General features: G+C 71.2%; 19 protein-coding genes. 11 read left to right on the top strand and 8 right to left on the bottom strand.

Annotation, left to right across the window (positions count from 1 at the left end; all coding sequences use genetic code 11):
* Positions 1-484: 484 nt before the first annotated feature.
* Both mshD and LPA41_RS02075 read right to left on the bottom strand, forming a co-directional pair.
* A complete protein-coding gene (gene mshD, locus LPA41_RS02080) occupies positions 485-1,555 on the bottom strand; it encodes a mycothiol synthase (protein WP_229067862.1) in 1,071 nt (356 codons plus the stop codon).
* A gap of 59 nt (positions 1,556-1,614) precedes the next feature.
* Complete coding sequence (locus LPA41_RS02075) at positions 1,615-2,331, bottom strand: response regulator transcription factor (RefSeq protein ID WP_229067861.1); 717 nt, start codon at positions 2,329-2,331, stop codon at positions 1,615-1,617.
* 354 nt (positions 2,332-2,685) lie between these two features.
* Between LPA41_RS02075 and LPA41_RS02070 the strand changes: the two genes are divergently transcribed.
* The 5 genes from LPA41_RS02070 to LPA41_RS02055 all read left to right on the top strand — a co-directional run bounded on the left by LPA41_RS02070 (position 2,686) and on the right by LPA41_RS02055 (position 6,029).
* Positions 2,686-3,672 (top strand): hypothetical protein, encoded by a 987-nt coding sequence (locus LPA41_RS02070; protein ID WP_255689126.1) that lies wholly within the window; start codon positions 2,686-2,688, stop codon positions 3,670-3,672.
* A 140-nt stretch (positions 3,673-3,812) separates the two neighbouring features.
* Complete coding sequence (locus tag LPA41_RS02065; RefSeq protein ID WP_229067859.1) at positions 3,813-4,523, top strand: DUF2993 domain-containing protein; 711 nt, start codon at positions 3,813-3,815, stop codon at positions 4,521-4,523.
* Between the two features lie 14 nt (positions 4,524-4,537).
* Positions 4,538-4,666, top strand: coding sequence for an Ms5788A family Cys-rich leader peptide (locus LPA41_RS43185; RefSeq protein WP_374238090.1), 129 nt, complete (start codon positions 4,538-4,540; stop codon positions 4,664-4,666).
* Positions 4,667-4,842: 176 nt separating this feature from the next.
* Positions 4,843-5,691 (top strand): sulfurtransferase, encoded by an 849-nt coding sequence (locus tag LPA41_RS02060; protein ID WP_229067858.1) that lies wholly within the window; start codon positions 4,843-4,845, stop codon positions 5,689-5,691.
* Positions 5,692-5,693: 2 nt separating this feature from the next.
* Complete coding sequence (locus tag LPA41_RS02055) at positions 5,694-6,029, top strand: DUF1416 domain-containing protein (protein ID WP_229067857.1); 336 nt, start codon at positions 5,694-5,696, stop codon at positions 6,027-6,029.
* A 132-nt stretch (positions 6,030-6,161) separates the two neighbouring features.
* Here the strand turns inward: LPA41_RS02055 and LPA41_RS02050 are convergent, their stop codons facing one another.
* A complete protein-coding gene (locus tag LPA41_RS02050) occupies positions 6,162-7,412 on the bottom strand; it encodes an AI-2E family transporter (RefSeq protein WP_374238105.1) in 1,251 nt (416 codons plus the stop codon).
* A gap of 168 nt (positions 7,413-7,580) precedes the next feature.
* Between LPA41_RS02050 and LPA41_RS02045 the strand changes: the two genes are divergently transcribed.
* Positions 7,581-7,877 carry a co-chaperone GroES gene (locus LPA41_RS02045; RefSeq protein WP_229068099.1) on the top strand — a complete coding sequence of 99 codons (297 nt, stop codon included), beginning with the start codon at positions 7,581-7,583 and terminating at the stop codon, positions 7,875-7,877.
* Here LPA41_RS02045 and LPA41_RS02040 read toward each other — a convergent pair.
* Positions 7,868-9,553: a PrsW family intramembrane metalloprotease gene (locus LPA41_RS02040; RefSeq protein WP_229067855.1), complete on the bottom strand. Its 1,686-nt coding sequence runs from the start codon at positions 9,551-9,553 to the stop codon at positions 7,868-7,870. The genes LPA41_RS02045 and LPA41_RS02040 overlap by 10 nt on opposite strands.
* Positions 9,554-9,582: 29 nt before the next feature.
* Positions 9,583-10,692 (bottom strand): aromatic acid exporter family protein, encoded by a 1,110-nt coding sequence (locus LPA41_RS02035; protein ID WP_229067854.1) that lies wholly within the window; start codon positions 10,690-10,692, stop codon positions 9,583-9,585.
* A 29-nt stretch (positions 10,693-10,721) separates the two neighbouring features.
* Between LPA41_RS02035 and LPA41_RS02030 the strand changes: the two genes are divergently transcribed.
* On the top strand, positions 10,722-11,360 hold the full coding sequence (locus LPA41_RS02030; protein WP_229067853.1) for a metal-dependent phosphohydrolase: 639 nt from the start codon (positions 10,722-10,724) through the stop codon (positions 11,358-11,360).
* A 31-nt stretch (positions 11,361-11,391) separates the two neighbouring features.
* On the top strand, positions 11,392-12,354 hold the full coding sequence (locus tag LPA41_RS02025; RefSeq protein ID WP_229067852.1) for a threonine/serine dehydratase: 963 nt from the start codon (positions 11,392-11,394) through the stop codon (positions 12,352-12,354).
* Here LPA41_RS02025 and LPA41_RS02020 read toward each other — a convergent pair.
* Entirely contained in the window at positions 12,351-12,620 is a 270-nt protein-coding gene (locus LPA41_RS02020) for a DUF4031 domain-containing protein (protein ID WP_229067851.1), read from the bottom strand. The genes LPA41_RS02025 and LPA41_RS02020 overlap by 4 nt on opposite strands.
* On the bottom strand, positions 12,617-14,416 hold the full coding sequence (locus tag LPA41_RS02015) for a glycerol-3-phosphate dehydrogenase/oxidase (RefSeq protein ID WP_229067850.1): 1,800 nt from the start codon (positions 14,414-14,416) through the stop codon (positions 12,617-12,619). Before LPA41_RS02015 ends, LPA41_RS02020 begins: the two co-directional genes overlap by 4 nt.
* Positions 14,417-14,507: 91 nt before the next feature.
* On the opposite strand from LPA41_RS02015, the gene LPA41_RS02010 reads away from it, so the two are divergent.
* Positions 14,508-19,403, top strand: coding sequence for an Ig-like domain-containing protein (locus LPA41_RS02010; protein ID WP_229067849.1), 4,896 nt, complete (start codon positions 14,508-14,510; stop codon positions 19,401-19,403).
* 53 nt (positions 19,404-19,456) lie between these two features.
* On the opposite strand, the gene groL is transcribed toward LPA41_RS02010, so the two are convergent.
* Positions 19,457-21,079, bottom strand: coding sequence for a chaperonin GroEL (gene groL, locus LPA41_RS02005; RefSeq protein WP_229067848.1), 1,623 nt, complete (start codon positions 21,077-21,079; stop codon positions 19,457-19,459).
* 362 nt (positions 21,080-21,441) lie between these two features.
* Here groL and LPA41_RS02000 point away from each other — a divergent pair, with 362 nt between their 5' ends.
* Positions 21,442-21,948, top strand: coding sequence for a GNAT family N-acetyltransferase (locus tag LPA41_RS02000; RefSeq protein ID WP_229067847.1), 507 nt, complete (start codon positions 21,442-21,444; stop codon positions 21,946-21,948).
* Complete coding sequence (locus LPA41_RS01995) at positions 21,948-22,397, top strand: hypothetical protein (protein WP_229067846.1); 450 nt, start codon at positions 21,948-21,950, stop codon at positions 22,395-22,397. Before LPA41_RS02000 ends, LPA41_RS01995 begins: the two co-directional genes overlap by 1 nt.
* Positions 22,398-22,629: the final 232 nt, after the last annotated feature.

Raw genomic sequence — 22,629 nt, 5'->3', positions numbered from 1 at the left:
GTGGCCGGGGCCCTCTTTGTCAGGATCGCAAGCAGGAGCCAGCCGGCCGGGCTGTCACTGGTGGCTGCTGAAACCGCTCCCCGACAGCCACCAGCGACAGCCGGCCAGCAAGACCCGAACCGGCTGTCACCCATGGCTGCCCACACCGCTCCCCAACAACCACCAGCGACAGCCAGCCAGCAAGACCCAGACCAGCTGTCACCCATGGCTGCCCACACCGCTCCCCAACAACCACCAGCGACAGCCAGCCAGCAAGACCCGAACCGGCTGTCACCCATGGCTGCCCACACCGCTCCCCGACAACCACCAGTGACAGCTGGCGCTGATCGCCACTAACCGGCCGGCTGATGGGGTCGGCGGCAGCTGAGTGGGCGAGCGTGGGCAGCATCCGCTGAGATTGCGGTGGACCGGGTCGCTGGGGTGGTTCGATGATCGTTCCGGTCGAGAGGCCGGCGCGGTACGAAGGGGGTGTGGGAGAGCTCGGTTACGGGCGCTGGTAGCTGATGTCGGTTTTGTGGATCTGGAAGCCCAGGCGCCGGTAGAGCTTCACGGCTGCCTCGTTGGATTCGTCCACGTAGAGGTTGGCGATCGTCAGGCCTCGGCCCGCCAAGTAGGTCAGACCCGCGACGCTCAGGGCTGCGCCCAGGCCGCGGCGGTGGCCGGTGGGGTCGATGCCGAGTACGTAGATCTCGCCGATCGCCGGGTCGGTGCCCTCAGCGGGGTGGATCTTCGTCCAGTGGAAACCTGCGAGTTTGCCGGAGCCCGAGGCCGCGCCAGAACCCGAAGCGGAACCCGAGCCGGAGGCCGGGCCCGAAGCGGAACCCGAACCCGAAGCCGGGCCCGAAGCGGAACCCGAACCCGAGGCCGGGCCCGGAGCGGAACCCGAACCCGAAGCCAGGCCCGAAGCGGAACCCGAACCGGAGGCCGGGCCCGGGGCGGAGGGCTGATCCGGGTCGGGGACTGCCAGCAGGAAGCCGGCCGGGTCGAACCAGGGTTCGGCCTCGCGGGCCAGCAGGTCGGTGTGGGTCCAGCGGCCCTGTTCCGGGTGGTGGGCGAAAGCGCGCGCGTTGATGTCGAGCCAGGCCTGTTCGTCGGTGCCGGGCTGGAAGGGGCGCACTGTCACGCCGGGCGGGAACGGGATCTCGGGCAGGGGCTCGAGCAGGGAGCGGCGCATCTGCCAGAGGACTCGGGCGCGGGTGAAGCCGTTGCGGTCGGCGAAGACGGCGGCGCCGGGGTCGTCGCCGTGCGCCCAGAAGCTGAGGGGGCCGGTGCCTGCGGCGGCGAGCAGGGCGGTGCCGTGGCGGCGGCGCCGGAACTGGGGGTGGACGACGAGTTCGCCGGAGCCTTCGGAGACGTACGCGTACCCGGCCAGACGTTCGGGTGACGCGTAGGAGAGCAGGTGCACGCCGGGGTGGGGCGCGTCGCCGCGGACCCGGAGGACGACGTCCTCGGAGAGCGGGTGGACGCCGTCCGCCTCGGCCGCCGCGGCGGCCAGGGCGAGGACGTCGTTGATCTCGGACGCGGACAGCCGGTCCGCAGCACGGACCGGCTGCACCGTAGTCACCTCGTAAGTCGGGCGGGGATCGAGACCAGTCGGGCGGGGATCGAGACCGGTCAGACCGGGATCGAGACCGGGTCGTGGTCGGGAAGCTGGCGGCCGGACGGGGGGACCACGAACTTGTAGCCCACCTGGCGGACGGTGCCGATCATCGACTCGTACTCCGAGCCGAGCTTGGCGCGCAGGCGCCGCACGTGCACGTCGACGGTCCGGGTGCCGCCGAAGTAGTCGTAACCCCAGACCTCACGCAGCAGCTGGTCGCGGGTGAAGACCCGGCCCGGGTGCTGTGCGAGGAACTTGAGGAGCTCGAACTCCTTGTACGTGAGGTCGAGGGGGCGGCCTTTGAGCTTCGCCGCGTACGTGTCGGGGTCGATGTTGAGCTCACCGGCGCGGATGGAACCGCCGGCACCGGCCGTCGCGTTGTTGAGGCGGCCGACGCAGAGCCGCAGACGGGCCTCCACCTCGGCCGGGCCCGCGCTGGCCAGGATGACGTCGTCGACACCCCAGTCGGCGTTGAGCGCGATCAGGCCGGCCTCGGTGACGACCGCGAGAAGCGGGACACCGATGCCGGTGGCGTGCAGCATGCGGCAGGTCGCACGTGCCTCGGAAAGCTCGGAGCGGGCGTCGACCAGCACGGCGTCGGGGCTGGGCCCGGACACCAGGGTGCGGACGTCGCGCGGAGCGGTTCGTACAGAGTGGGGTAGAAGGTCCAGGGCGGGCAGCACGGCGGATGGCTCACCGGCACGTGCCGTCACCAGCAGAAGGATCTCCACACTCACCTCCGTCCTCGCGGCACCAAAGGCCGCTCGGGTGACCCGGTTTGCGCAGCTCAAGGCTGTGCCACCGGAGGAACTGGGCCCGGCGTCACCGACGGGTGGGTTGCGCTTACCTTAACCGATGCATCACTCCGGACGCCCTGGTCGAACCGGCAAGTGACGTAGAGAACGCGGAGAAGGTGACTGAAAGGCCGATTCGTTAACCGACCTTTTACCGGACTCCGGGCCGTCACATGCCTGACGCACGCCGGTGACGCAACGGGGCGATGCGAGGCGGGATGCGGCGGGTGAAGCGGCACTGATTGGGACCTGGGTCACGGGTCTGGCACGATCGCAGTCGTGTTCCCCTCCATGCCGCAGGACGATCCCTGGGACGCCGAAGCCTCCCAGCAGGTCGCACGGATGAACCCGGGCCGGGCGAAGCCCGGGCTCTTCGGCGCTGTCCCCGACGAGGAGGCGGACGGTAAACCCGACGACCCGGACGACGACGAGTTCGAGGAGATCGAGGTCATCCCGGTCCGGCCGAAGCTGTCGATCGCGATCGCGGGTTTCGCCGGGCTGCTCGCCGTGGCCCTGGTGCTGGGTTCGCTGACTGTCGGTCCGGGCGCGCGTACGTCGTACGCCGTCGTGCTCTTCGGTGTGCAGTTGCTCTGCGTGCTGTCCTGGACCATGGCGTTGCAGCCGCCCGCGGTCGTGCCCACCGCGGCGGTCGTGGCGGTGACCGCGCTCGTCGCCGACTACCTGGCGGTGAGCGGTGACACGGCGGCGCTGATGCCGCTGTTCTGGACGGGTGCGGCGGGCACGGTGGCGGCCCTGGTCGGCCAGGCGGTGCGGGCCGAGGACCGGCAGCGGATCAGTGACACCTACCGGACGACCGCGTTGATCGTGTTCGGCGTGGTGGCGTACGCGGTCCTGATCGTCCTGACCCGGCAGCCGATCGGCTCGCAGGCCATTCTGGTGTGTTGTGTCGGCGCCGGTCTGGCGCTTGCCGTCGCCCGGCTCACCGACGCCGTGTTCCCGAAGCCGCGGATCGCGGCGCAGGTGCCGCGTGGCGCGGCGGGCATCGTGCTGGGCGCCATGGTCGGCACTCTCGCGGCCGCCATGCTCGGCAGTTACCTGGTTTTCCCGTTCACCCCGGCGAAGGGTGCGGTGCTCGGCCTGGTGGCGGCGGTGGCGGCGATCCTGATCGACCTGGCGGTGAATTTCGGTGAGGCGGGGCGGCGCCTGGCCGGCGACGCGCCCACGCTGTGGCTGGCCCGGCACATGCACGGCCCGCTCGGCGGTTTCTCGCTGACGGCGGCGGCGGCGTACGCCCTGGTTCATCTCTATCTCTCCTGAGGCAGCCGTTCCGCCTGCAGGAGAAGCAGCCGTTTCGCCGGACCCCCGACGGGGGCATGTACGTTTCCCAGACATCGGGCGAACCGGGAGGCATCGTGGCCGCAGGGCGCAGGAGGCGGAGGCTGCTCACTACCGTCGTCGTGTTGCTGGTGCTCCTGGTCGCCGGCGTGGTGGTGCTGGACCGGGCGGGTGCGGCCTACGCGGAACGGGTGCTGGCCGGCCGCATCGACGACGAGGTGCGGGCACAGAACGCCACGAGCGGCCCGCCCGAGGTCACCATCGCCGGTGTCCCCTTCCTCACCCAGGTCGCGAGCGGTGACTACGACGAGATCCGGATCGAGCTGCCGGACTTCGCGGCGCCGGACGGCCGCAGCGGCACGGTGAACATGTCGCTGCTCGACATCCGGGCGCGCGACGTGCGGGCTCCGCTGAACACGCTGCGCACCGGGCAGGGCGACGTCGTCGCGGGCACGGTGACGGGTGCGGGCACGATCGGGTACGAGGAACTGACCGCGCTCGTCGCCCAGGACAATGTGAAGCTGTCCGAGCAGGACGGCAAGCTGATCGCCACGGTGCAGCTCCCGATTCCCGGGCAGCAGCCGCTGGAGGTCACCGGCAACACGAACCTGACCGTCGACAACGGCTCGCTCCGGGTGCGTTTCTCCGAGGTGACGTCGAAGGACCTGCCGGCTTTCCCGTTCCTGCAGTCCATGATCGATGCGCTGGCCTACGATGTGAAGATCCCCGCGCTGCCGTTGAACCTGGTCGTGCGGGAGGTGCAGGTGCTCCCGGAGGGCCTGCGGGTGACCGCCGGCGCGGACAACGTGAACCTGTCCGCGGCCGGACTGTGATCGTCCGATCCCGGATGGTGGTCGGTGCTGTTCCACGCTGCGGGCCCGCTGGTAGGGTCGGTCGCATGAGCCTGTTGCTCACGAAAAGGCGCGCGGTCGACCTGTGCCGCGTGGCCGCGTGCCTGTGTCGCCCTGTCATCTGACGGGGCCACCGGTGCTGAGCACCTCCTCTTTCTAGGCCGGCATATCTGATTGCCCGGCAGTGGCGCCGTCGCACAGCAGCCCGTGATCCGACCTAACCATGGGTCCCGCGCGGAGTGCGACAGAAACGTCTCCGTGCGCTGACTCACCCATCACCCACCATCAAGGGAGTGACCCGATGAGTCGCGACACCGCACTCGTTTCGGCCGACTGGGCCGAGAAGAACCTGGAAACGCCGGGCATCGTCTTCGTCGAGGTCGACGAGGACACCACCGCTTACGACGGCGGCCACATTCCGGGCGCCATCAAGATCGACTGGAAGAAGGACCTCCAGGACCCGATCCGCCGGGACTTCGTCAACAAGGAGCAGTTCTCCGCCCTGCTCTCCGAGCGCGGCATCTCCAACGACGACACGGTGATCCTCTACGGCGGCAACAACAACTGGTTCGCGGCGTACGCGTACTGGTACTTCAAGCTGTACGGCCACGGCGACGTGAAGCTGCTCGACGGCGGCCGCAAGAAGTGGGAGCTGGACGCCCGTCCGTACACCAAGGACGTGCCGAGCCGCACCAAGACCGTCTACAACGCGAAGGAGCCGGACCTCGAGATCCGTGCCTTCCGCGACGAGGTCGTCGCCGCGATCGGCGTGAAGAACCTGGTCGACGTGCGCAGCCCCGACGAGTTCGCCGGTCGCCTGCTCGCACCGGCGCACCTGCCGCAGGAGCAGTCGCAGCGGGCCGGTCACATCCCGACCGCGATCAGCGTGCCGTGGAGCAAGGCCGCCAACGAGGACGGCACCTTCAAGTCCGACGAGGAGCTCGCCAAGATCTACGGCGAGGCCGGCCTCGACGGCAGCAAGGACACCATCGCGTACTGCCGCATCGGCGAGCGCTCCTCGCACAGCTGGTTCGTGCTCAAGGAGCTGCTCGGCCACGAGAACGTGAAGAACTACGACGGTTCGTGGACCGAGTACGGCTCGCTCATCGGTGTCCCGATCGCCCTCGGCGACGAACCCGGAAAGGCGTGACCATGACTTCTCCCGCCACCAACGTCACGGCCGGCTGCGCCGCCCCCGATCAGTCCGCGCCCCTCCCCAGCAGCGTGGACCTGACCCGGGAAACCGTGATCACCGGCATCGTGACGAACGCCGACGGTGAGGCCGTCGGCGGTGCGTACGTCCGGCTGCTCGACGCGTCCGGCGAGTTCACCGCCGAGGTCGTCTCGTCGCCCGAGGGCGTCTTCCGCTTCTTCGCCGCGCCCGGTTCCTGGACTGTGCGGGCGCTGAGCCGGCACGGCAACGGCGAGCTCGCGGTCGACGTCACGGTCGGCGTCAACGAGATCGCGCTGAACGTGGCCACCGCCTGACCGCCCACGCTCTGTGACACCCGAGGCCGGGACCCCGATCGGGTCCCGGCCTCGTCGCTCAGATGCCCGATGCGGCGGACCGGACGAACACCACGGTGTCAGGCGGCCGCGGACCGGACGAACACCACGGCGTCAGGCGCCCCCGGACGGGACGACCACCGCGTCCGGCGGGACCTCCGGGCGGCGCCGCGACAGCCGTCGCACCCCGGTGTTCAGCACCGCGATCAACGGGACCGCCACGAGGGCGCCGATGATGCCGGCCAGCACCACACCGCAGGCGATCCCGACGATCACCGCGAGCGGGTGGATGGAGACGGCCCGGCCCATGATCAGTGGCTGGAGCACGTGCCCCTCGAACTGCTGCACCAGGATCACCGCACCCAGCGTGAGCAGCGCGATCAGCCAGCCCTGATCGACGAGGGCGACGAGCACGGCCACCGTGCCGGAGATGCTGGCGCCGACGATCGGGATGAAGGCGCCGAGGAAGACCAGCGCGGCCAGCGGGAACGGGAACGGCACGTCCAGGACCAGCAGGGCCAGGCCGATGCCGACCGCGTCGATGAAGGCCACCAGCACGGTCGCCCGGACGTAGGCGCCCAGGGTCGCCCACGAGGCGTCACCGGCGTCGGCGATCGACCAGCGCGCGTTCACCGGGAGCAGGCGCACCATGAACCGCCAGATCCGGCGGCCGTCACGCAGGAAGAAGAAGGTCGCGAAAAGCACCAGCACCAGGCCGGTCGCCACCTCGGCGAGGGTGGCCGCGGTGGAGATGCCGGTCGAGGTCAGCTGCGAGGTGTTCGAGTTGACCCACTCCTGCGCCGAATCGATCGCCGAGTCCACCTGCGCGTCGGAGAGGTGCAGCGGTCCCGTCCGTGCCCAGTTCTGGATCTGCCGGACACCGGCGCTGGCGTTCTCGGTCAGATTGGGCAGGCCGTCGATGAACTGGTTCACCACGAGCGTCAGCGTGCCCGCGACCGCGGCCAGGCCGCCCACCAGCACCAGGAACGTGGCGAGCGACCGGGGCAGGCGCAGCCGCAGCAACCAGCCGACGGCCGGCCCGAGCAGCGCGGTGAGCAGCAGCGCGATGGCGAGCGGGATCACCACGACACTGACCATGCCGATCAGCCGGAGCAGGGCCAGCCCAACCACGCCGACCACGATGAGCCGCCAGCTCCAGGCGGCCGCGATCCGCAGCGGCTGCGGCACGTCGGCGTCGTCACGGCTGTTCGTCGAGTTGTGCACGATCTCCGGTTCCGGGTGGCGCGGCGAGAAGTCGGTGCTCACTTCGTCGCGGTCGGGTGCGGGGCGTTCGTCACGGGCGGTGCGCACCGAATCGCGCCCGGCCTCGTACGCCTTCTTCAAGTTGTCCCGGACCCGCTGCAAGCGGTTCAACCGCCGACCCCCTCGTCCGTGCCCCGCGTACCCGTCCATCACGGTAGTGCCCCGATGCCGGAATCACCGTCCGGCCATGCCCTGCCCGGCGGTGAAGAGCCGTTCGTCACGGGCGTACCGTCTCCGTCTGTGAGTACCGACACCGGACTGCCGATCCGGATGCTGCACGATCGCGTCCTCGTCCGTCAGGACGGCGGCGAGGGCGAACGCCGATCCACCGCGGGCATCGTCATCCCCGCCACCGCCTCGATGGGGCGCCGCCTGTCCTGGGCCGTCGCGGTCGGGGTGGGGCCGAACGTGCGCTCGATCGTCGTCGGCGACCGTGTCCTGTTCGACCCGGATGACCGCTCCGAGGTGGAGTTGCACGGCAAGGAGTACGTCCTGCTGCGCGAACGGGACGTGCACGCGGTCGCGGCGACCCGGGTCGACGCGGACGGGACCGGCCTCTACCTCTGAGGCCGGACGTCACCGGGCGGCGGCTGCGCGGGCGAATAAGGCGGCGGCTGCGCGGGCGAATAAGGCGGCTGTACGGGCGAATAGGGTGGCTGTACGGGCGGGTAAGGCGGCGGGCTTCCGGGGTATCCGGTCGGGCTCGCGGGATGTCCGAGGTTCGGGTTCGGCGGATACCCGGGGTGGCCCTGTCCTGGATAACCGCCCTGGCCCGGATAACCACCCTGGCCTGGATGACCGCCCTGTCCCGGATAACCGGGACCGGGGTAGCCCGGGTGCGCGTAGACCGGGGCCAGGCTGATCGGGACCGGCATCACCGGCTCGGCCGGCGGGGCCACCGGGCGCACCGCGCCGTCCGGGAAGGTGATCCGGTAGTGGTGCCCGTCCCACCAGGCCGGCGGCGTCTGCGGGTCACGCCCGGCGAAGACCGACCGGTAGCCGGTGATCGCGGCGAGCAGCTCCCGCTCCTCGGTCGTGGCCCGCTCCAGATCCTTCGGCTTGTGCGTCAGCCCGCGCTGCATGCCGTCGCGCAGCAGCGCCAGCCGGGTGGCCGCGAACTGGAAACTGCGCATCGCCCGGAGCCCGGGCGGACCGGCGACCCGCTTGGCCCACTCCCGGGCCGAGTGCCGGCGGCCGAGGCTGGCGAGCGAGGCCACCTCCGGCGGGGCGAACCAGCCGGTCGAGACGTAGAGCGGCAGCACCCGCTCGGCCAGCCGGCCCTCCCAGCTGCGCAGCGCGATCGCGAAACCGACCACGGCGAAGAAGAACGGGACCATGAAGCCGAGGTACCCGTACAGCATGATCAGGGTCTCGCCGGTCGCCGAGGAGAGCGTCGGCAGCAGGTTGAAGAGCCCGTGCAGGATCATCGCGGCCAGCAGGCCGGCGATCGGGGCGAGCCACCGCACGTTGCGGTCCGCGGACCGCGCCGCGATGCCCAGGCCGATGCCGGCCATCGAGGTGAAGAGCGGGTGCGCGAAGCCGGTGAACAGGATCCGCACGATGAAGATCAGGAAGACGTTCTGCAGGCCGGTCGCCGGCCCGTACTCGTCGGCGCCCGTCGCGTAGCCGTGCCCGCCCAGGTAGAGCACGTTCTCGACCATCGCGAAGCCGAGCGCGGAGAGCCCGCAGTAGACGATGCCGTCGGTGATGCCGGACCACTCGGCCCGGCGGCGCAGGAAGAGCAGCAGCGGTCCCAGCACCTTCATCGACTCCTCGATGAAGGGGGCGACGAGCACCGCCACCAGCGCGTCGGGCAGCCCGATCTTGTCGAAGAGGTACGCCGCCCCGGTGTTCACCACCAGCGCCACCGCGGTCGCCACGGCGGCGCCCCAGGCGAAGCAGAAGACCAGGTACTTCACCGGCTCCGGCTCGTACCTGTCGAGCCACGCGAACGCGCTGGCCAGCAGCGGGACCGGCAGGATGGCCGCGGTCAGGCCGATGGCCAGGCCGGTGACGCCGATCGAGTAGCCGAGGAAGACCAGCATGCCGATCGCCGCCGAGGCGATCAGCACGATCACCGCGGTGACCGGCAGCCAGCGCCGCCAGCCGATGCGCCGGCCCGGGATCGGCGCGCTCGCCATCGCCTCGGTGGTCTCCGGGTAGGGCGGGACCGGGTCCGTGCTCCGCGGCGGCGCGGGGTCTTCCGGTGGCGCCGCGTTTTCCGGCGGTGAGACGTCGGCCATGACCGCCAGCGTAGTCACCGGCGTCGCGTTCAGCCCGCCCCAGGATGCCGCTTCTTGCGAGCGCGGTGCGGACGGCCACGCCAGCCCACCGCGTGCCGGACCAGCCGGGTCGCCTCGGCGTACTCGATGCCCGTCGACCGGAGCACGTCCGCGACAGCGGTACGCACCTGCGCCACCACGACACCGCCCGAGTAGCCGACCCCCGCCTGGTACGCCTTCCCCGACTCGGCCACCGCCCGCAGGGCCCGCTCCCGGGTGGCGAGCGGTTCCACGCCCCGGTCCCATTCCTGCCGGAGCAGGTCGACCGCGTCACCGAGGTGTTCGATCGAGGCGGGCAGCACGTCCGGGATCGGTTCCTGGTCGTTCAGCGCGGTGTGCGCCCGGCGGAGCATCACGCGGACGTTGCGCAGCGCGTACGTGAGCTGGGCGGCGCCCTCGACGTACTGGGCGAGCGCACCACGACTGCGCCACCGGGCGGGCGCGAACGCCACGTTCTCCCGGGCCGCCTCGATGGCCGACCGGAAGGCGTCGAAGGTCTGCTCCGCGGCGCGCAACCGTTCCAGCGCCGCCTGAACCACGTCCGGGTCCCGGGCGGCGAGCCCGCGGGCCGCCTCGTGCAGGCCGTCGGTGAAGGCCCGCAGCGCCGGGTCGGCGGCCCGGGACACCACCGTGAGCGGGTTCAGCGGCAGCAGCAGGCTCATCACCGCCAGACCGATCCCGCCGCCCACGAGAGCGTCCAGGAAGCGCGTCCACGGCTGCTCGGTGGTCGAGGTGAGGGTGGCGACCAGCACGGCCGACGAGGCCGACTGCACGATCAGTGGAGCGCCGCCGCCGACCGCGGTCGCGAGCAGCACGGCCAGCAGCACGATCAGCCCGATCTGGGCCGGTCCGCTTCCGATCAGCAGGATGATGCCGTCACCGATCCCGATGCCGACCGCGACGCCGATCACCAGCTCGGAGGTGCGGCGCAGACGCTGGCCCACCGAGGAACCGAGCGTGATCACCGCGGCGATCGGCGCGAAGAACGGCATCGGCCGGCTCAGGAGATCGTGTGCGACGAACCAGGCGAGCCCGGCCGCGAGCCCCGACTGCAGCGCGAGCATCAGACCCGCACGGCCGCGGGCCAGAGCTGCGATCATGTGATCAAACTACGTGCCAGGATACGACTGTGACATCTTTGCCCGATCGTTTCCGGGCGGCGGCGCGCGGCGCCGGCGCCACCACCAGCGACGCCGACCTGGACGCTGCCGCGAACTACCTGGTCGGACGCTGGACCGAGCCGCAACGGCACTATCACGACGTGACACATCTCGCCGCCGTCCTGGACGTGGTGGACCGGTACGCCGAGCTGGCGCCGCACCCCGACCGGGTACGCCTGGCGGCCTGGCTGCACGACGCCGTCTACGACCCGCGGGCGCTCGGTGACGCCAACGAGCGGGACAGCGCCGAGTTCGCCGAGGGCCTGCTGCTCAGCCTGGGTGCCCCCGACGAGGTGGCGACCGAGGTGGCCCGGCTGGTCGGGCTCACCGCGGGACACGCCACCGCGGAGACCGACCCGGACGGCGAGCTGCTCTGCGACGCCGACCTGGCGATCCTCGCCGCCGACGAGGAGAAGTACGCGAGGTACACCAGCGCCATCCGCCGGGAGTACGCGCACGTGCCGGACGACGCGTTCCGGGCCGCCCGTACCCGGGTGCTCGAAGCCCTTCTCGAACTGCCCTCCATCTACCGGCACCCCGAAATCCGCGCCGAGTGGGAGGATCGCGCCCAGGCCAACCTGAAGAAAGAGCTCGAAGAGCTCGCCTGAGGAGCGTTCAGCCCGCGCGGATCGGCAGGTCATGATCGGAACTCGGCTGGATCTGGAACGGATCCGCGCGGCCCGGCACGTGATCGATCCGGTGTTCCTGGATACGCCGCTGTATCGGTGCGAGGCCCTGGGCCGCGCGCTGGGTTGCGCGGTCAGTATCAAGCTGGAGACCGCCAACCCGGTTCGCAGCTTCAAGGGCCGGGGCACCGAACTCGTCGCGAACCTGCTCCGCGGCCGGCGCGAGACCGCCGCGGTGTGCGCCAGCGCGGGCAACCTCGGCTGGGCGCTCGGATGGTCGGGCCGGCGTCATGACATCGACGTGACGGTGGTGGCGGCCCGGCGGGCGTCCCCGGCCAAGCTCGACCGGATCAGGGCACTCGGCACGGCGCTCGAGCTGGTCGACGGTGACCATGAGATGGCCCGGCAGCAGGCGGCGGCCATCGCGCGGCGGCGCGGCATCCGGCTGGTCGAGGACAGCCTGGACATCGAGACGTGCGAGGGCGCCGCGACCATCGGCCTGGAGCTGGTGGATCGTGCCACCTCCGCCGACGCCGTCCTGATCGCTCTGGGTGGCGGCGCGATGGCCACCGGCGTGGGCCACGTGCTGAAGGCTCTGCGGCCGGAGGTCGAGGTCGTCTGCGTGCAGCCCCGTGGTGCCCCCGCGATGACCCGTTCCTGGCATGAGCGCCGCGTCGTCACCACCGCCACCGTCGACACCATCGCGGACGGCGTCGCCGGCCGGCACCCCATCCCCGAGGTGCTCAACGACCTGCTGCGGGTGGCCGACGACGCCGTTCTCGTCGACGAGACGTCCATCGTCACCGGCATCCGGATGCTCTGGCAGCATGCCGGACTCGTCGTGGAACCCTCCGCGGCGCTGGGCGTGGCCGCCGTGCTGGCGGACCCCGGCCGCTTCGCCGGCCGGCACGTGGTCACCGTGATCTGTGGCAGCAACGTCGACATGGACGCCCACCGCCGGTGGATCACCCGCTAGCGCCGCCCCGACAGGTGCTTGGGGCGGCGGAGGCCCGCCGCCCGGAGCCGGGCCGCCAGGTCGCGGGACGGGAGCAGGGTCGCGCCCAGCCAGAGCGCGCTGCGGAACCGCTGCTCCGGGATGTCGTAGTGATCCCGGTCGAACGCTCTCCGGGGCGTGCCGAGCATCTCCGCGAACGTGTGCAGCTCGTCGAACGACACGTCGCTGACCAGGTGCGACCAGAGCCGGCCGCGCCCCGGCCAGAGTGGTTCGTCGACGAGGATCAAAGATCCAGCTCGAGCAGCTCGACCCGCCGGTCGGCGGCGAGCCCGCGCACGTCCGGCACACCGAGCCGGGCGGCGTCGGCGGTCGCGTCGTCCGGCATGGTCTGCGACTGCCGCTCGGCCGCCACCCGCGCCACGTAGTGCTCGACCTCCCGCTGCCGGACGGTCTCGTCCCAGCCCAGGGCCTCGCCCATGATCTGGGCGGTGTGCTCGGCCGACTCCATGCCGCGGTGCGCCGTCTCGATCGAGATCCGGGTGCGCCGGGTGAGCACGTCGTCCAGGTGCAGGGCGCCTTCGGCAAGTGACGCGTACGCCACCTCGGCGGCCAGGTACTCCGGGGCGCCGGCCAGCGGGGTCGCCAGCGACGGGTCGGCGGCGATCATCGCGAGTAGGTGCACGGTGAGCGTCCCGTACCGCTCCAGCAGGTGCTCGACCACCCCTGCGGTGACGCCGTGCCGCCGGGCCAGATCATGCCGGTCGCGCCAGGCGGCGGCATAGCCGTCCGCGCCCAGCAGCGGCAACTGGTCGGTGCGCGACGGCTGCACCGGGCCGCCCAGCCGGCGGGCCGCCCGGTCGATCACGTCGGCGGCCATCACCCGGTACGTCGTGTACTTCCCGCCGGCGACCATGAGCAGGCCCAGCATCGGCTCGACCACGGCGTGCTCGCGGGACAGTTTCGACGTCGAGTCGGCCTCGCCGGAGAGCAGCGGGCGCAGGCCGGCGTAGACGCCCTCGATGTCGTCGGTGGTGAGCGGCCGGTCCAGCACCGTGTTGACCTGGTCCAGCAGGTACCTGATGTCGCGCGCCGAGGCCGCCGGGTGCGAGCGGTCGAGTTGCCAGTCGGTGTCCGTGGTGCCGATGATCCAGTGACCGCCCCACGGGATGACGAAGAGCACCGAGGTGGCGGTGCGCAGGATCAGCCCGGCGTCACCGGTGATCGCCGATCGCGGCACCACCAGATGCACGCCTTTCGACGCGCGGACCCGCAGGCCGGGACGCACCCCGACGTCGCGGAGCATCTGCGACATGTCGTCGCTCCACACGCCGGTCGCCGCCACGACGGTTCGGGCGCGGACCTCGAACTCCTCCGAACCGGCGGCCTCCAGGTCACGGACCCGCACGCCGACCACCTCGCGCGCCTCGCGCACGAAACCGGTGACCCGGGCGCTCGTCACCACTGCCGCGCCCAGGCTGGCCGCGGTCCGGGCCAGGTTGACCACGAGGCGGGCGTCGTCGACCTGGCCGTCGTAGTAGCGGATCGCCCCGCTGATCTTGTCGGCGCGCAGGCTCGGGAAGAGGTGACGGGCGCCGTCGCGGCTCAGGTGCCGGTGCAGCGGCATGCCCCGGCCCGGCCCGAAGATCCCGGCGAAGACGTCGTACGCCGCGACACCGAGCCCGTAGTAACCCCGCTGCCAGGTGCGCTGCGCCATGCCGGCCGCCGGCAGCGGCACCAGGATCGGCACCGGGCGCACCAGGTGCGGCGCCAGCCGCGTGGCGAGCAGCCCGCGCTCGGTCAGCGCCTCGTGCACCAGGTGCAGTTCGAGCTGCTCGAGATAGCGCAGACCGCCGTGGATGAGCTTGCTCGACCTGCTCGACGTGCCGGCGGCGAAGTCACGCGCCTCGACAAGGGCGACCTTGAGCCCGCGGGAGGCGGCGTCCACCGCGGCGCCGGCGCCGGTGACACCGCCGCCGATGACCAGGACGTCGAACTGCTCGTTCCGGAGGCGGCGCAGGTCGGCCGTCCGCCGGATCGGGGAGAGCCGGCCGGCCGAGTTCCGGGAAACCGAAGGATCACGCACCTGTCCCAGGTTAGCGCGATCAGGCGTCCTGCATATGGACGAAAAACGGCATTCCGGTACGGCCTGCGGCACGCCTCCTTAGCGTGAGGACGTGCGCGCGCGGACCGCCGGGATCCTTCTTCTCGTCCTTGCCGTGATGCTGACGACGCTGCCGCCGGAGCAGGTGGCAGCCGCCATCACGACGCCGTTCACCACTCGGTTCGACGTCAACGCGAACGGCGCGATCATGCTGCGCGGCAACGCGAACCTGACCTGCCCGGTGCACCTGCTCACACCGGCCTGCACGGCGGCGCGCGACGGCATCGGGTCGAGTCTCGGTGAGGAGCTCAACGACAACGGCTATCCGATGGTCTTCACGAACGCCGACGGCGACCCGGCGACCTTCAACGACAGCACCGCCACGATCGACATGCCCACCGGCAGCACGGTGCTCTTCGCCGGGTTGTACTGGGGCGCCGACCCCAGGGCCGGCGACGCCGTCGGCTCCTTGCTCGGTGCGGCAGCGCCGGCCCCGGCGAACAAGGACAGGGTGCGGTTCCGGACACCGGCCGGTACGGCGTGGAAGCCGATCACGGCCACCGACCTCTACATGATCAACACGACCGGGGCGTACCAGGGATTCGCCGACGTGACCGCTTTGGTGGCCGGCGCGGGCAACGGCGTGTACGGGGTGGCCGACATCCAGTCCGGTCGAGGCACCGACCGCTATGCCGGCTGGACGCTGGTGATCGCGTACTCCCATCCCGACGAGGATCTGCGCAGCCTCCGGATCTACGACGGCTTCGGCTCGATCGACTCGGGCAGTGTGTCGATCCCGGTGACCGGGCTGGAGACGCCGCACAGCGGACCGGTGCGTGCCGAGGTGGGCGCCGTCGCGTACGAGGGCGACCTGGGCAAGACGGGCGACGGCCTGCGGTTGAACGGCCGGACCCTGAGCGACGCGGCGAATCCGGCGAACAACGCCTTCAACAGCACGGTCAGCGAGGGCGGGGCGGTCATCGGCGGACGCGGCCCGAACCAGCGGAACCTGTTCGGCGTCGACATCGACCAGTTCGACGCCTCGGGGGTGCTCGGCAACGCCGCGACAAGCGCCACCCTGACCATGACCACGGCCGGCGAGACCTATTACCCGGGCGTCGTCACGATCGCCATCGACCTGTACGCCCCCAAGATCGTCACCACCATGACCGGGACCGACGTGAACGGCGGTGCCCTGGTGCCGGGCGACGAGATCGAGTACCGGATCACGGTGCGCAACGTGGGCAACGACATCGCCGACGGGGTGACGATCACCGACGCGATCCCCGTGCACACCACGTACGTCCCCGGGTCGTTGCGTATCGCGGACACGGCGGTCACCGACGCCGACGACGCCGACGGCGGTCGGGCCGGCGGCGGCACCGCCGTGTTCCGGCTCGGCAGCATCCCGTATCTCGGCACCACCTACGTCACCCTGCGCGTCACGGTCGACGTGAACACCCCGGCCGGGTACGCCGTCACCAACCTGGTGAACGTCGGATACACCGGCCGGACCACCAGCGTGGCCGTCGCCGCCGTGGGCAGCAGCACGGCCAGCACGGTGCTGCGCCCGGACGCCGACCTGGCGGCCGCCCTGACGGCCACCCCCGCGTTCGTCCGGCGCGCCGCCACACCCACCCCGGTGGCCTGGACCGCGACCGTCCGCAACACCGGCCCGGACCAGGAACCCGCCGCCCGGGCCTCGCTCGTGCTGCCCGCGGGCCTGACGCCGGGCCCGCCACCCGCCGGCTGCACCGCCGCGGGCCAGGTCATCACCTGCCTGCTCGGCCCGCTGCTCCCCGGACACCAGGCCGTCGTCACGGTCCCCGCCGTGGCCGGCCCCACCGCCGCACCGGACGCGGTAGCCACCGTGACGGCCACGGGCACCGGCCGGGACCAGGTGAGCGGCAACGACACCGCCACCGCCTCCCTCGCGGTGAACTCGCCACCGTCCGCGGTGCCGGACAGCGCCACCACCACGAACGGCACACCCGTCGCGATCGACGTGCGCGCCAACGACTCCGACCCCGACGACGACGCCTCCGACCTGCTGATCTCGATCGTCTCGGCACCGGCCCGCGGCACCGCGGTGGTGCGGGCCGACGGCACGGTCGGCTACACCCCGGTGCCGGGCTGGACGGGGGCGGACACGTTCACGTACGAGGTGGACGACTCCCACGGCGGCACCGGCACCGCCACGATCACCGTGACCACGGCGAACGCCCTGCCGGTGGCCGGCGAGGACATGCGCAACGCACCGCCCGCCACCCCGGTGGTCGTCCCGGTGCTCGTCAACGACACCGACCCCAACTCCGCCTTCGGCGACTCGCTCACCGTGATCGCCGTCGGCCAGCCGCAGCCCGGCGCCGGCACCGTCACCCGGGTCGGCCCGCTTGTCACGTACTCCCCGGACGTCTCCTTCAGCGGCCAGGCGCACTTCACGTACACGATCGAGGACAGCCATGGCGGGCAGGCGGTCGGCGACGTCTACGTGGACGTCGAGAACGCCGCGCCGACCGCGGCCGACGACATGGTGGGCACGCCGTTCCAGACGGATGCGCTGATCGACGTACTGGCCAACGACACGGACCCCAACCTCGGCGACGTGAAGATCCTCCACTCGGTCGGCGCGCCGGGGACCATGGCCGGCGGGCGGGTCCGCTACCAGCCGCCGGCCGGCTTCTCCGGGACCGTCACGTTCCCCTACACGATGCGGGACGGCGGGGGGCGCACCTCCGACGCGAACGTCACGGTGACCGTGGGGAACGCCGCACCGGCAGCCGCCGACGGGACCGTGGGCACCCCGTACGGCCGGTACCTCGACGTCGACGTACGCACCTACGTCTCGGACGCCAACCTGCCGCCGGACACGCTGCGGGTGAGCGGCGCGAGCAACCCGTCGAACGGCACCACCGTGGTGCGGCCGGACGGCACGGTCCGGTACACCCCGGACGTCGGCTTCTCCGGTACTGACCACTTCACCTACACGATCGACGACGGCCGCGGCGGCAGCGACACCGGGCGGATCACCGTGACCGTGTCGAACGGGCTGCCGGTGGCCCGCCCCGACGCGACGACCGTGCAGGCCGGCGTGCCGCTCGCCATCGACGTGATGGCCAACGACGACGACGACCCGAACGGCGACCCGCTGACCATCGGCGTCACCGCACTGCCCGCGCACGGCACTGCGGCCGTCGGCCCGGGCCGGAAGATCACCTACACGCCCGGCGCCGGGCATCGCGGCGCCGACCTCTTCGGCTACACCCTGAGCGACGGCCTCGGCTCGTCCAGCACCACCGTCACGATCGGCGTGGTCAACTCGGCGCCGGTGGCCCGCGCGGACGCGGCCACCACCGACACCGGCACACCGATCACGATCAGCCCGCTCGCCAACGACGACGACCCGAACACCGACCCGATCACGCTGACCGGGGTGACCTCCGCCGCGCACGGCACCGTCGTGCGCGGCGCCGGCGGCACACTCACCTACACCCCGGCGAGCGGTTTCCACGGCACCGATGCCATCAGTTACACGATCGAGGACCCGGAACGGCTGGCCTCCTCGGCCGTCATCACCATCACGGTGCGTAACGCCGCGCCGATCGCGGTGGACGACACCTTCCTGGCACATCCCCAGGTCACCACACCGTTGGCAGTGCTCGCCAACGACCACGACCCGAACACCGGACAAGTGCTGAGCGTCGCGTCGGCGACCGCCGCCGGCAAGGGCGACGCCGTGCTGGGCACGGACGGCACGCTCACCTACCGGTCGGCGGCCGGCCGCACCGGGCAGGACACGTTCACCTACGTGGTCACCGACGATCTGGGGCGTACCGACATCGGCCTGGTGACCATCACGATCAACGGCCCGCCGGTGGCGGTCGCCGACACGGTGACCACCGCCTCCGGCACGGCCGTGCACATCGCGGCGGCCGCCAACGACACCGATCCGGAGGCGGAGGCCCTGACGGTGTCGGCGGTGGGCACGCCCGGCCACGGCACGGCCGCGATCACCGCCGACGGCAGGGTCCGCTACGCGCCGCAGGCGGGGTTCGCGGGGACGGAGACTTTCTCGTACGGGGTACGCGACACCGCCGGCAACAGTGCCACCGGCAGTATCACCGTGCTCGTGACGGGCCCACCCCCGACCACACCGCCGACCGTGTCACCACCCCTGCCGTCGTCAGTGCCGCCGACGGTTCCGTCGCCGGTCCCCCCGCCGGTGCTGCCGTCCGTGCTGCCGTCCGTGCCATCGCCAGCTCCGTCGTCGGTCCCCCCGTCGATGCTGCCGTCGGTGCCGCCGTCGGTGCTGCCGTCGGTGCCGCCGTCAGTGCTGCCGTCGGTGCGTCCCTCCGTGCCACCGACGGTCCCGGACAGGTCGGCGGCCACCAAGCCCGGTGAACGGGTCGGCATCCCGCTGCCCGGCACCGATCAGCAGGGCCGGCCGGTGACCGTCATCCGGGTCGGCACCCCGGCGCACGGCACGGTCGTGTTGAACGCGGACGGCAGCGTCACCTACACGCCGGCGCCCGGGTTCACCGGGATCGACACGTTCACCTACACGGTGGTGGACGCCGACGGGAACCTGGCGCAGGCAACCATCGTGATCGAGGTCGGCACAGCCGGTTCACCGGACCCGTCCGCACCCGGTCCGGGCCCGTCCACACCTCACCCGGGCTCGCCCGCACCCCACCCGAGCGCGTCCGCACCTGACCCCGGCTCGCCCGCACCGCAACCGAGCGCGCCGGATCCGCCCCCGCCGGCCGGCCCACTCCCCACCACGGGTCCGGATCTGATCACCGTGATCCGCACCGGCGCGGCGATCGCCCTGGCCGGCGTCGTCCTCCACTGGATCGGCGGCAAGGCACACCGGCCGGGAGGCAAGGCACAACCGCCGGGCGGCAAGGCACACCCGCCCGGCGGCGAGGCGCATCGGCGCGGCGGCAGGGCTCGTCAGCCTGGCCGGTGACACAAAAACGGGCGGCCCGCCTCGCAGCGGACCGCCCGTTCTTACGACTGGACTCAGAAGTCCATGTCACCGCCGCCCGGGGCGCCGGCCGGAGCCGGGTTCTTCTCGGGCTTGTCGGCCACGACGGCCTCGGTGGTGAGGAACAGCGCGGCGATCGACGCGGCGTTCTGCAGCGCCGAGCGGGTGACCTTGGCCGGGTCGATGATGCCCGCGGCCAGCAGGTCCACGTACTCACCGGTCGCGGCGTTCAGGCCGTGACCCGCGGCGAGGTTGCGCACCTTCTCCACCACGACGCCACCCTCGAGGCCGGCGTTCACGGCGATCTGACGCAGCGGGGCGTCGAGCGCGACCTTGACGATGTTCGCGCCGGTGGCCTCGTCGCCGACCAGGTCCAGCTTGTCGAACGCGGTCTTGCCGGCCTGAACCAGCGCGACGCCACCACCGGGGACGATGCCCTCCTCGACGGCCGCCTTCGCGTTGCGAACGGCGTCCTCGATGCGGTGCTTGCGCTCCTTGAGCTCGACCTCGGTGGCCGCGCCGACCTTGATGACCGCAACGCCGCCGGCCAGCTTGGCCAGGCGCTCCTGCAGCTTCTCACGGTCGTAGTCGGAGTCCGAGCGCTCGATCTCGGCGCGGATCTGGTTGACCCGGCCCTGGATCTGCTCGGCGTTGCCGGCACCGTCGACGATGGTGGTCTCGTCCTTGGTGATGACGACCTTGCGGGCCTGGCCCAGCAGGGTCAGGTCGGCGGCGTCGAGCTTGAGGCCGACCTCTTCGCTGATGACGGCGCCACCGGTCAGGATGGCGATGTCCTCGAGCATGGCCTTGCGGCGGTCACCGAAGCCCGGGGCCTTGACGGCGACGGACTTGAAGGTGCCACGGACCTTGTTCACGACCAGGGTCGCCAGGGCCTCGCCCTCGACGTCCTCGGCGATGATGACCAGCGGCTTGCCGGACTGCATGACCTTCTCGAGGACGGGCAGCAGGTCCTTGACCGCGGAGATCTTGCTGTTGGCGATCAGGATGTAGGGGTCGTCGAAGACGGCCTCCATGCGCTCGGCGTCGGTCATGAAGTACGCCGAGATGTAGCCCTTGTCGAAGCGCATGCCCTCGGTGAGCTCGAGCTCGAGACCGAAGGTGTTGCTCTCCTCGACGGTGATGACGCCTTCCTTGCCGACCTTGTCCATGGCCTCGGCGATGATCTCGCCGACCGTGGAGTCACCGGCGGAGATGGAGGCGGTGGAGGCGATCTGCTCCTTGGTCTCCACGTCCTTGGCCAGCTGCTGCAGGCCCTCGGAGACGCTCGCGACGGCGGCCTCGATGCCCCGCTTCAGGGCCATCGGGTTGGCGCCGGCGGCGACGTTGCGCAGACCCTCACGGACCAGCGCCTGGGCGAGGACGGTCGCGGTCGTCGTGCCGTCACCGGCGACGTCGTCCGTCTTCTTCGCGACCTCCTTGACCAGCTCGGCGCCGATCTTCTCGAAGGTGTCCTCGAGCTCGATCTCCTTGGCGATGGATACACCATCGTTGGTGATCGTGGGGGCGCCCCACTTCTTCTCGAGCACGACGTTGCGACCCTTGGGGCCGAGCGTCACCTTGACGGCGTCGGCAAGCTGGTTCATGCCACGCTCGAGGCCCCGACGAGCCTCCTCGTCGAATGCGATGATCTTGGCCATACGGCGTTGTCCTCCCGGACATCCGCGGTGCCGGGCCTCGTCGGCCCCGCTCTCCGCACGTTGAGGAAGTCTGTGGACGTCACCACCTGGCGATGTGACGTCCTCAGGCCGAGCCGGATAGCCCGCGACGACCGGTTTCGTGTCGAGGCGCCGATGGCAGCGCTTCGACCGGAACCCCACCGTCCCGACCTGCTGGCACTCACATGGCGCGAGTGCCAATCACTTGTTTAGCACTCCCCGGTGGCGAGTGCAAGAAATCCATCTTCCCGCGAAACCAGCGGGTGAGCCCGGCATTCCGGGAAGGATCTTGAAAGCCCAGCTCAGGGTTGCCCGGGCGGGTGCCGCCGGGTATGGAGGACGTCATGGACAACTGGACCGTACGCCGGGTCACACCGGACGACACGAGCCGGATGCGTGCGCTGCGCCTGGAGATGCTCGCCGACAGCCCGCTCGCCTTCCTGGAGACCCTGGCCCAGGCGGCGGCCCGTCCGCACGAGAGCTACCGGCAGCGGATCCGCCAGGCCGCCACCGGCTTCGGGACCGCCCAGTTCGTCGCCGCACCGAAGGACGGCCCGTTCATCGGGCACGCCGGCGGGACCGTGGTGCCCGACGAGCCACACTGCACGGTGGTCTTCGCGGTCTACCTGACACCGACACACCGGGGCGGCAAGGTGCTGGCCCAGCTCGTCGACGCGGTGGCCGACTGGTCGCTGCAGGCCGGCCGGGACGAGTTGATGCTGGAGGTGGTGGTCGGCAACGAGCGGGCCGTCCGGGCGTACGAGAAGCTGGGTTTCACCGACACGGGCGTCCGTCTGCCGCACCCCACCGTGCCCGCGCTCACCGAGCTCCAGATGCGACGGCGGATCTGATGAGGCCGCGGACCCGGACGGTCCTGACCGCCGTCAACGGCACCACCGGCATCGGCCTGCTGATCGCGAAGCTGACCGGCACCACGATCAAGCGCGGGCCGGACGGCATCCTGATCGCCGAGAACTACCGCTTCCGGAAACCACCGGCGTCCTGCTTCACAGTCGGCTCGGTGATCATCACGAGACGCAGCGCGGAGTGGCTGCTCGATCCGCGGCGCGCGAAACTGCTGCGCCACGAGAGCCGGCACGCCGCGCAGTACGCCGCGTGGGGTCCGCTGTTCTGGCCCGCGTACTGGCTGGCCTGCGGCTGGTCGATCCTGCTCACCAGGTCTTACGGGGTGCGCAACCACTTCGAGAAGCGGGCCGGGCTGGCCGACGGCAACTATCCCGAGTTCGAACCCCTGCGGCCCTGGATCCAGCGACTCTTCCGGCGCGGCTCAAGCGGCTGAGGCGGCGGGGGCTGATTTGGTCGGGAGGACGGACGCACAGCGCCTCCGGCACGAAGCCATGTGGGTCAGCGCTGGATCGTTGGGTTCCTCGGAGATTGTCGCCAATGTCCAGGTGAGGAGCCTCGTACGGCGTCGCGTCCTCCCGCGTAGAGCATCCTGCCCATCCGGAGATCGGGTCGCAAGTCCTCGCAGGAGGTATTTCTCCACAACCGGCAGATAACCGGTTACTGAC

This window comes from Actinoplanes sp. DH11, assembly GCF_020873875.1.
Classification (GTDB): Bacteria; Actinomycetota; Actinomycetes; order Mycobacteriales; family Micromonosporaceae; genus Actinoplanes.
This window is presented reverse-complemented; position numbering and strand designations above follow the sequence as displayed.

What these genes read in the sequence shown, in the direction of transcription:
- LPA41_RS02055 (WP_229067857.1), top strand. Translation starts at nt 5,694, where the DNA reads ATGACTTCTCCCGCCACCAACGTCACGGCCGGCTGCGCCGCCCCCGAT.
- LPA41_RS02060 (WP_229067858.1), top strand. Translation starts at nt 4,843, where the DNA reads ATGAGTCGCGACACCGCACTCGTTTCGGCCGACTGGGCCGAGAAGAAC.
- LPA41_RS02045 (WP_229068099.1), top strand. Translation starts at nt 7,581, where the DNA reads ATGCTGCACGATCGCGTCCTCGTCCGTCAGGACGGCGGCGAGGGCGAA.
- LPA41_RS01995 (WP_229067846.1), top strand. Translation starts at nt 21,948, where the DNA reads ATGAGGCCGCGGACCCGGACGGTCCTGACCGCCGTCAACGGCACCACC.
- LPA41_RS02025 (WP_229067852.1), top strand. Translation starts at nt 11,392, where the DNA reads ATGATCGGAACTCGGCTGGATCTGGAACGGATCCGCGCGGCCCGGCAC.
- LPA41_RS02035 (WP_229067854.1), bottom strand. Translation starts at nt 10,692, where the DNA reads ATGATCGCAGCTCTGGCCCGCGGCCGTGCGGGTCTGATGCTCGCGCTG.
- LPA41_RS02040 (WP_229067855.1), bottom strand. Translation starts at nt 9,553, where the DNA reads ATGGCCGACGTCTCACCGCCGGAAAACGCGGCGCCACCGGAAGACCCC.
- LPA41_RS02070 (WP_255689126.1), top strand. Translation starts at nt 2,686, where the DNA reads ATGCCGCAGGACGATCCCTGGGACGCCGAAGCCTCCCAGCAGGTCGCA.
- LPA41_RS02000 (WP_229067847.1), top strand. Translation starts at nt 21,442, where the DNA reads ATGGACAACTGGACCGTACGCCGGGTCACACCGGACGACACGAGCCGG.
- groL (WP_229067848.1), bottom strand. Translation starts at nt 21,079, where the DNA reads ATGGCCAAGATCATCGCATTCGACGAGGAGGCTCGTCGGGGCCTCGAG.
- LPA41_RS43185 (WP_374238090.1), top strand. Translation starts at nt 4,538, where the DNA reads ATGGTGGTCGGTGCTGTTCCACGCTGCGGGCCCGCTGGTAGGGTCGGT.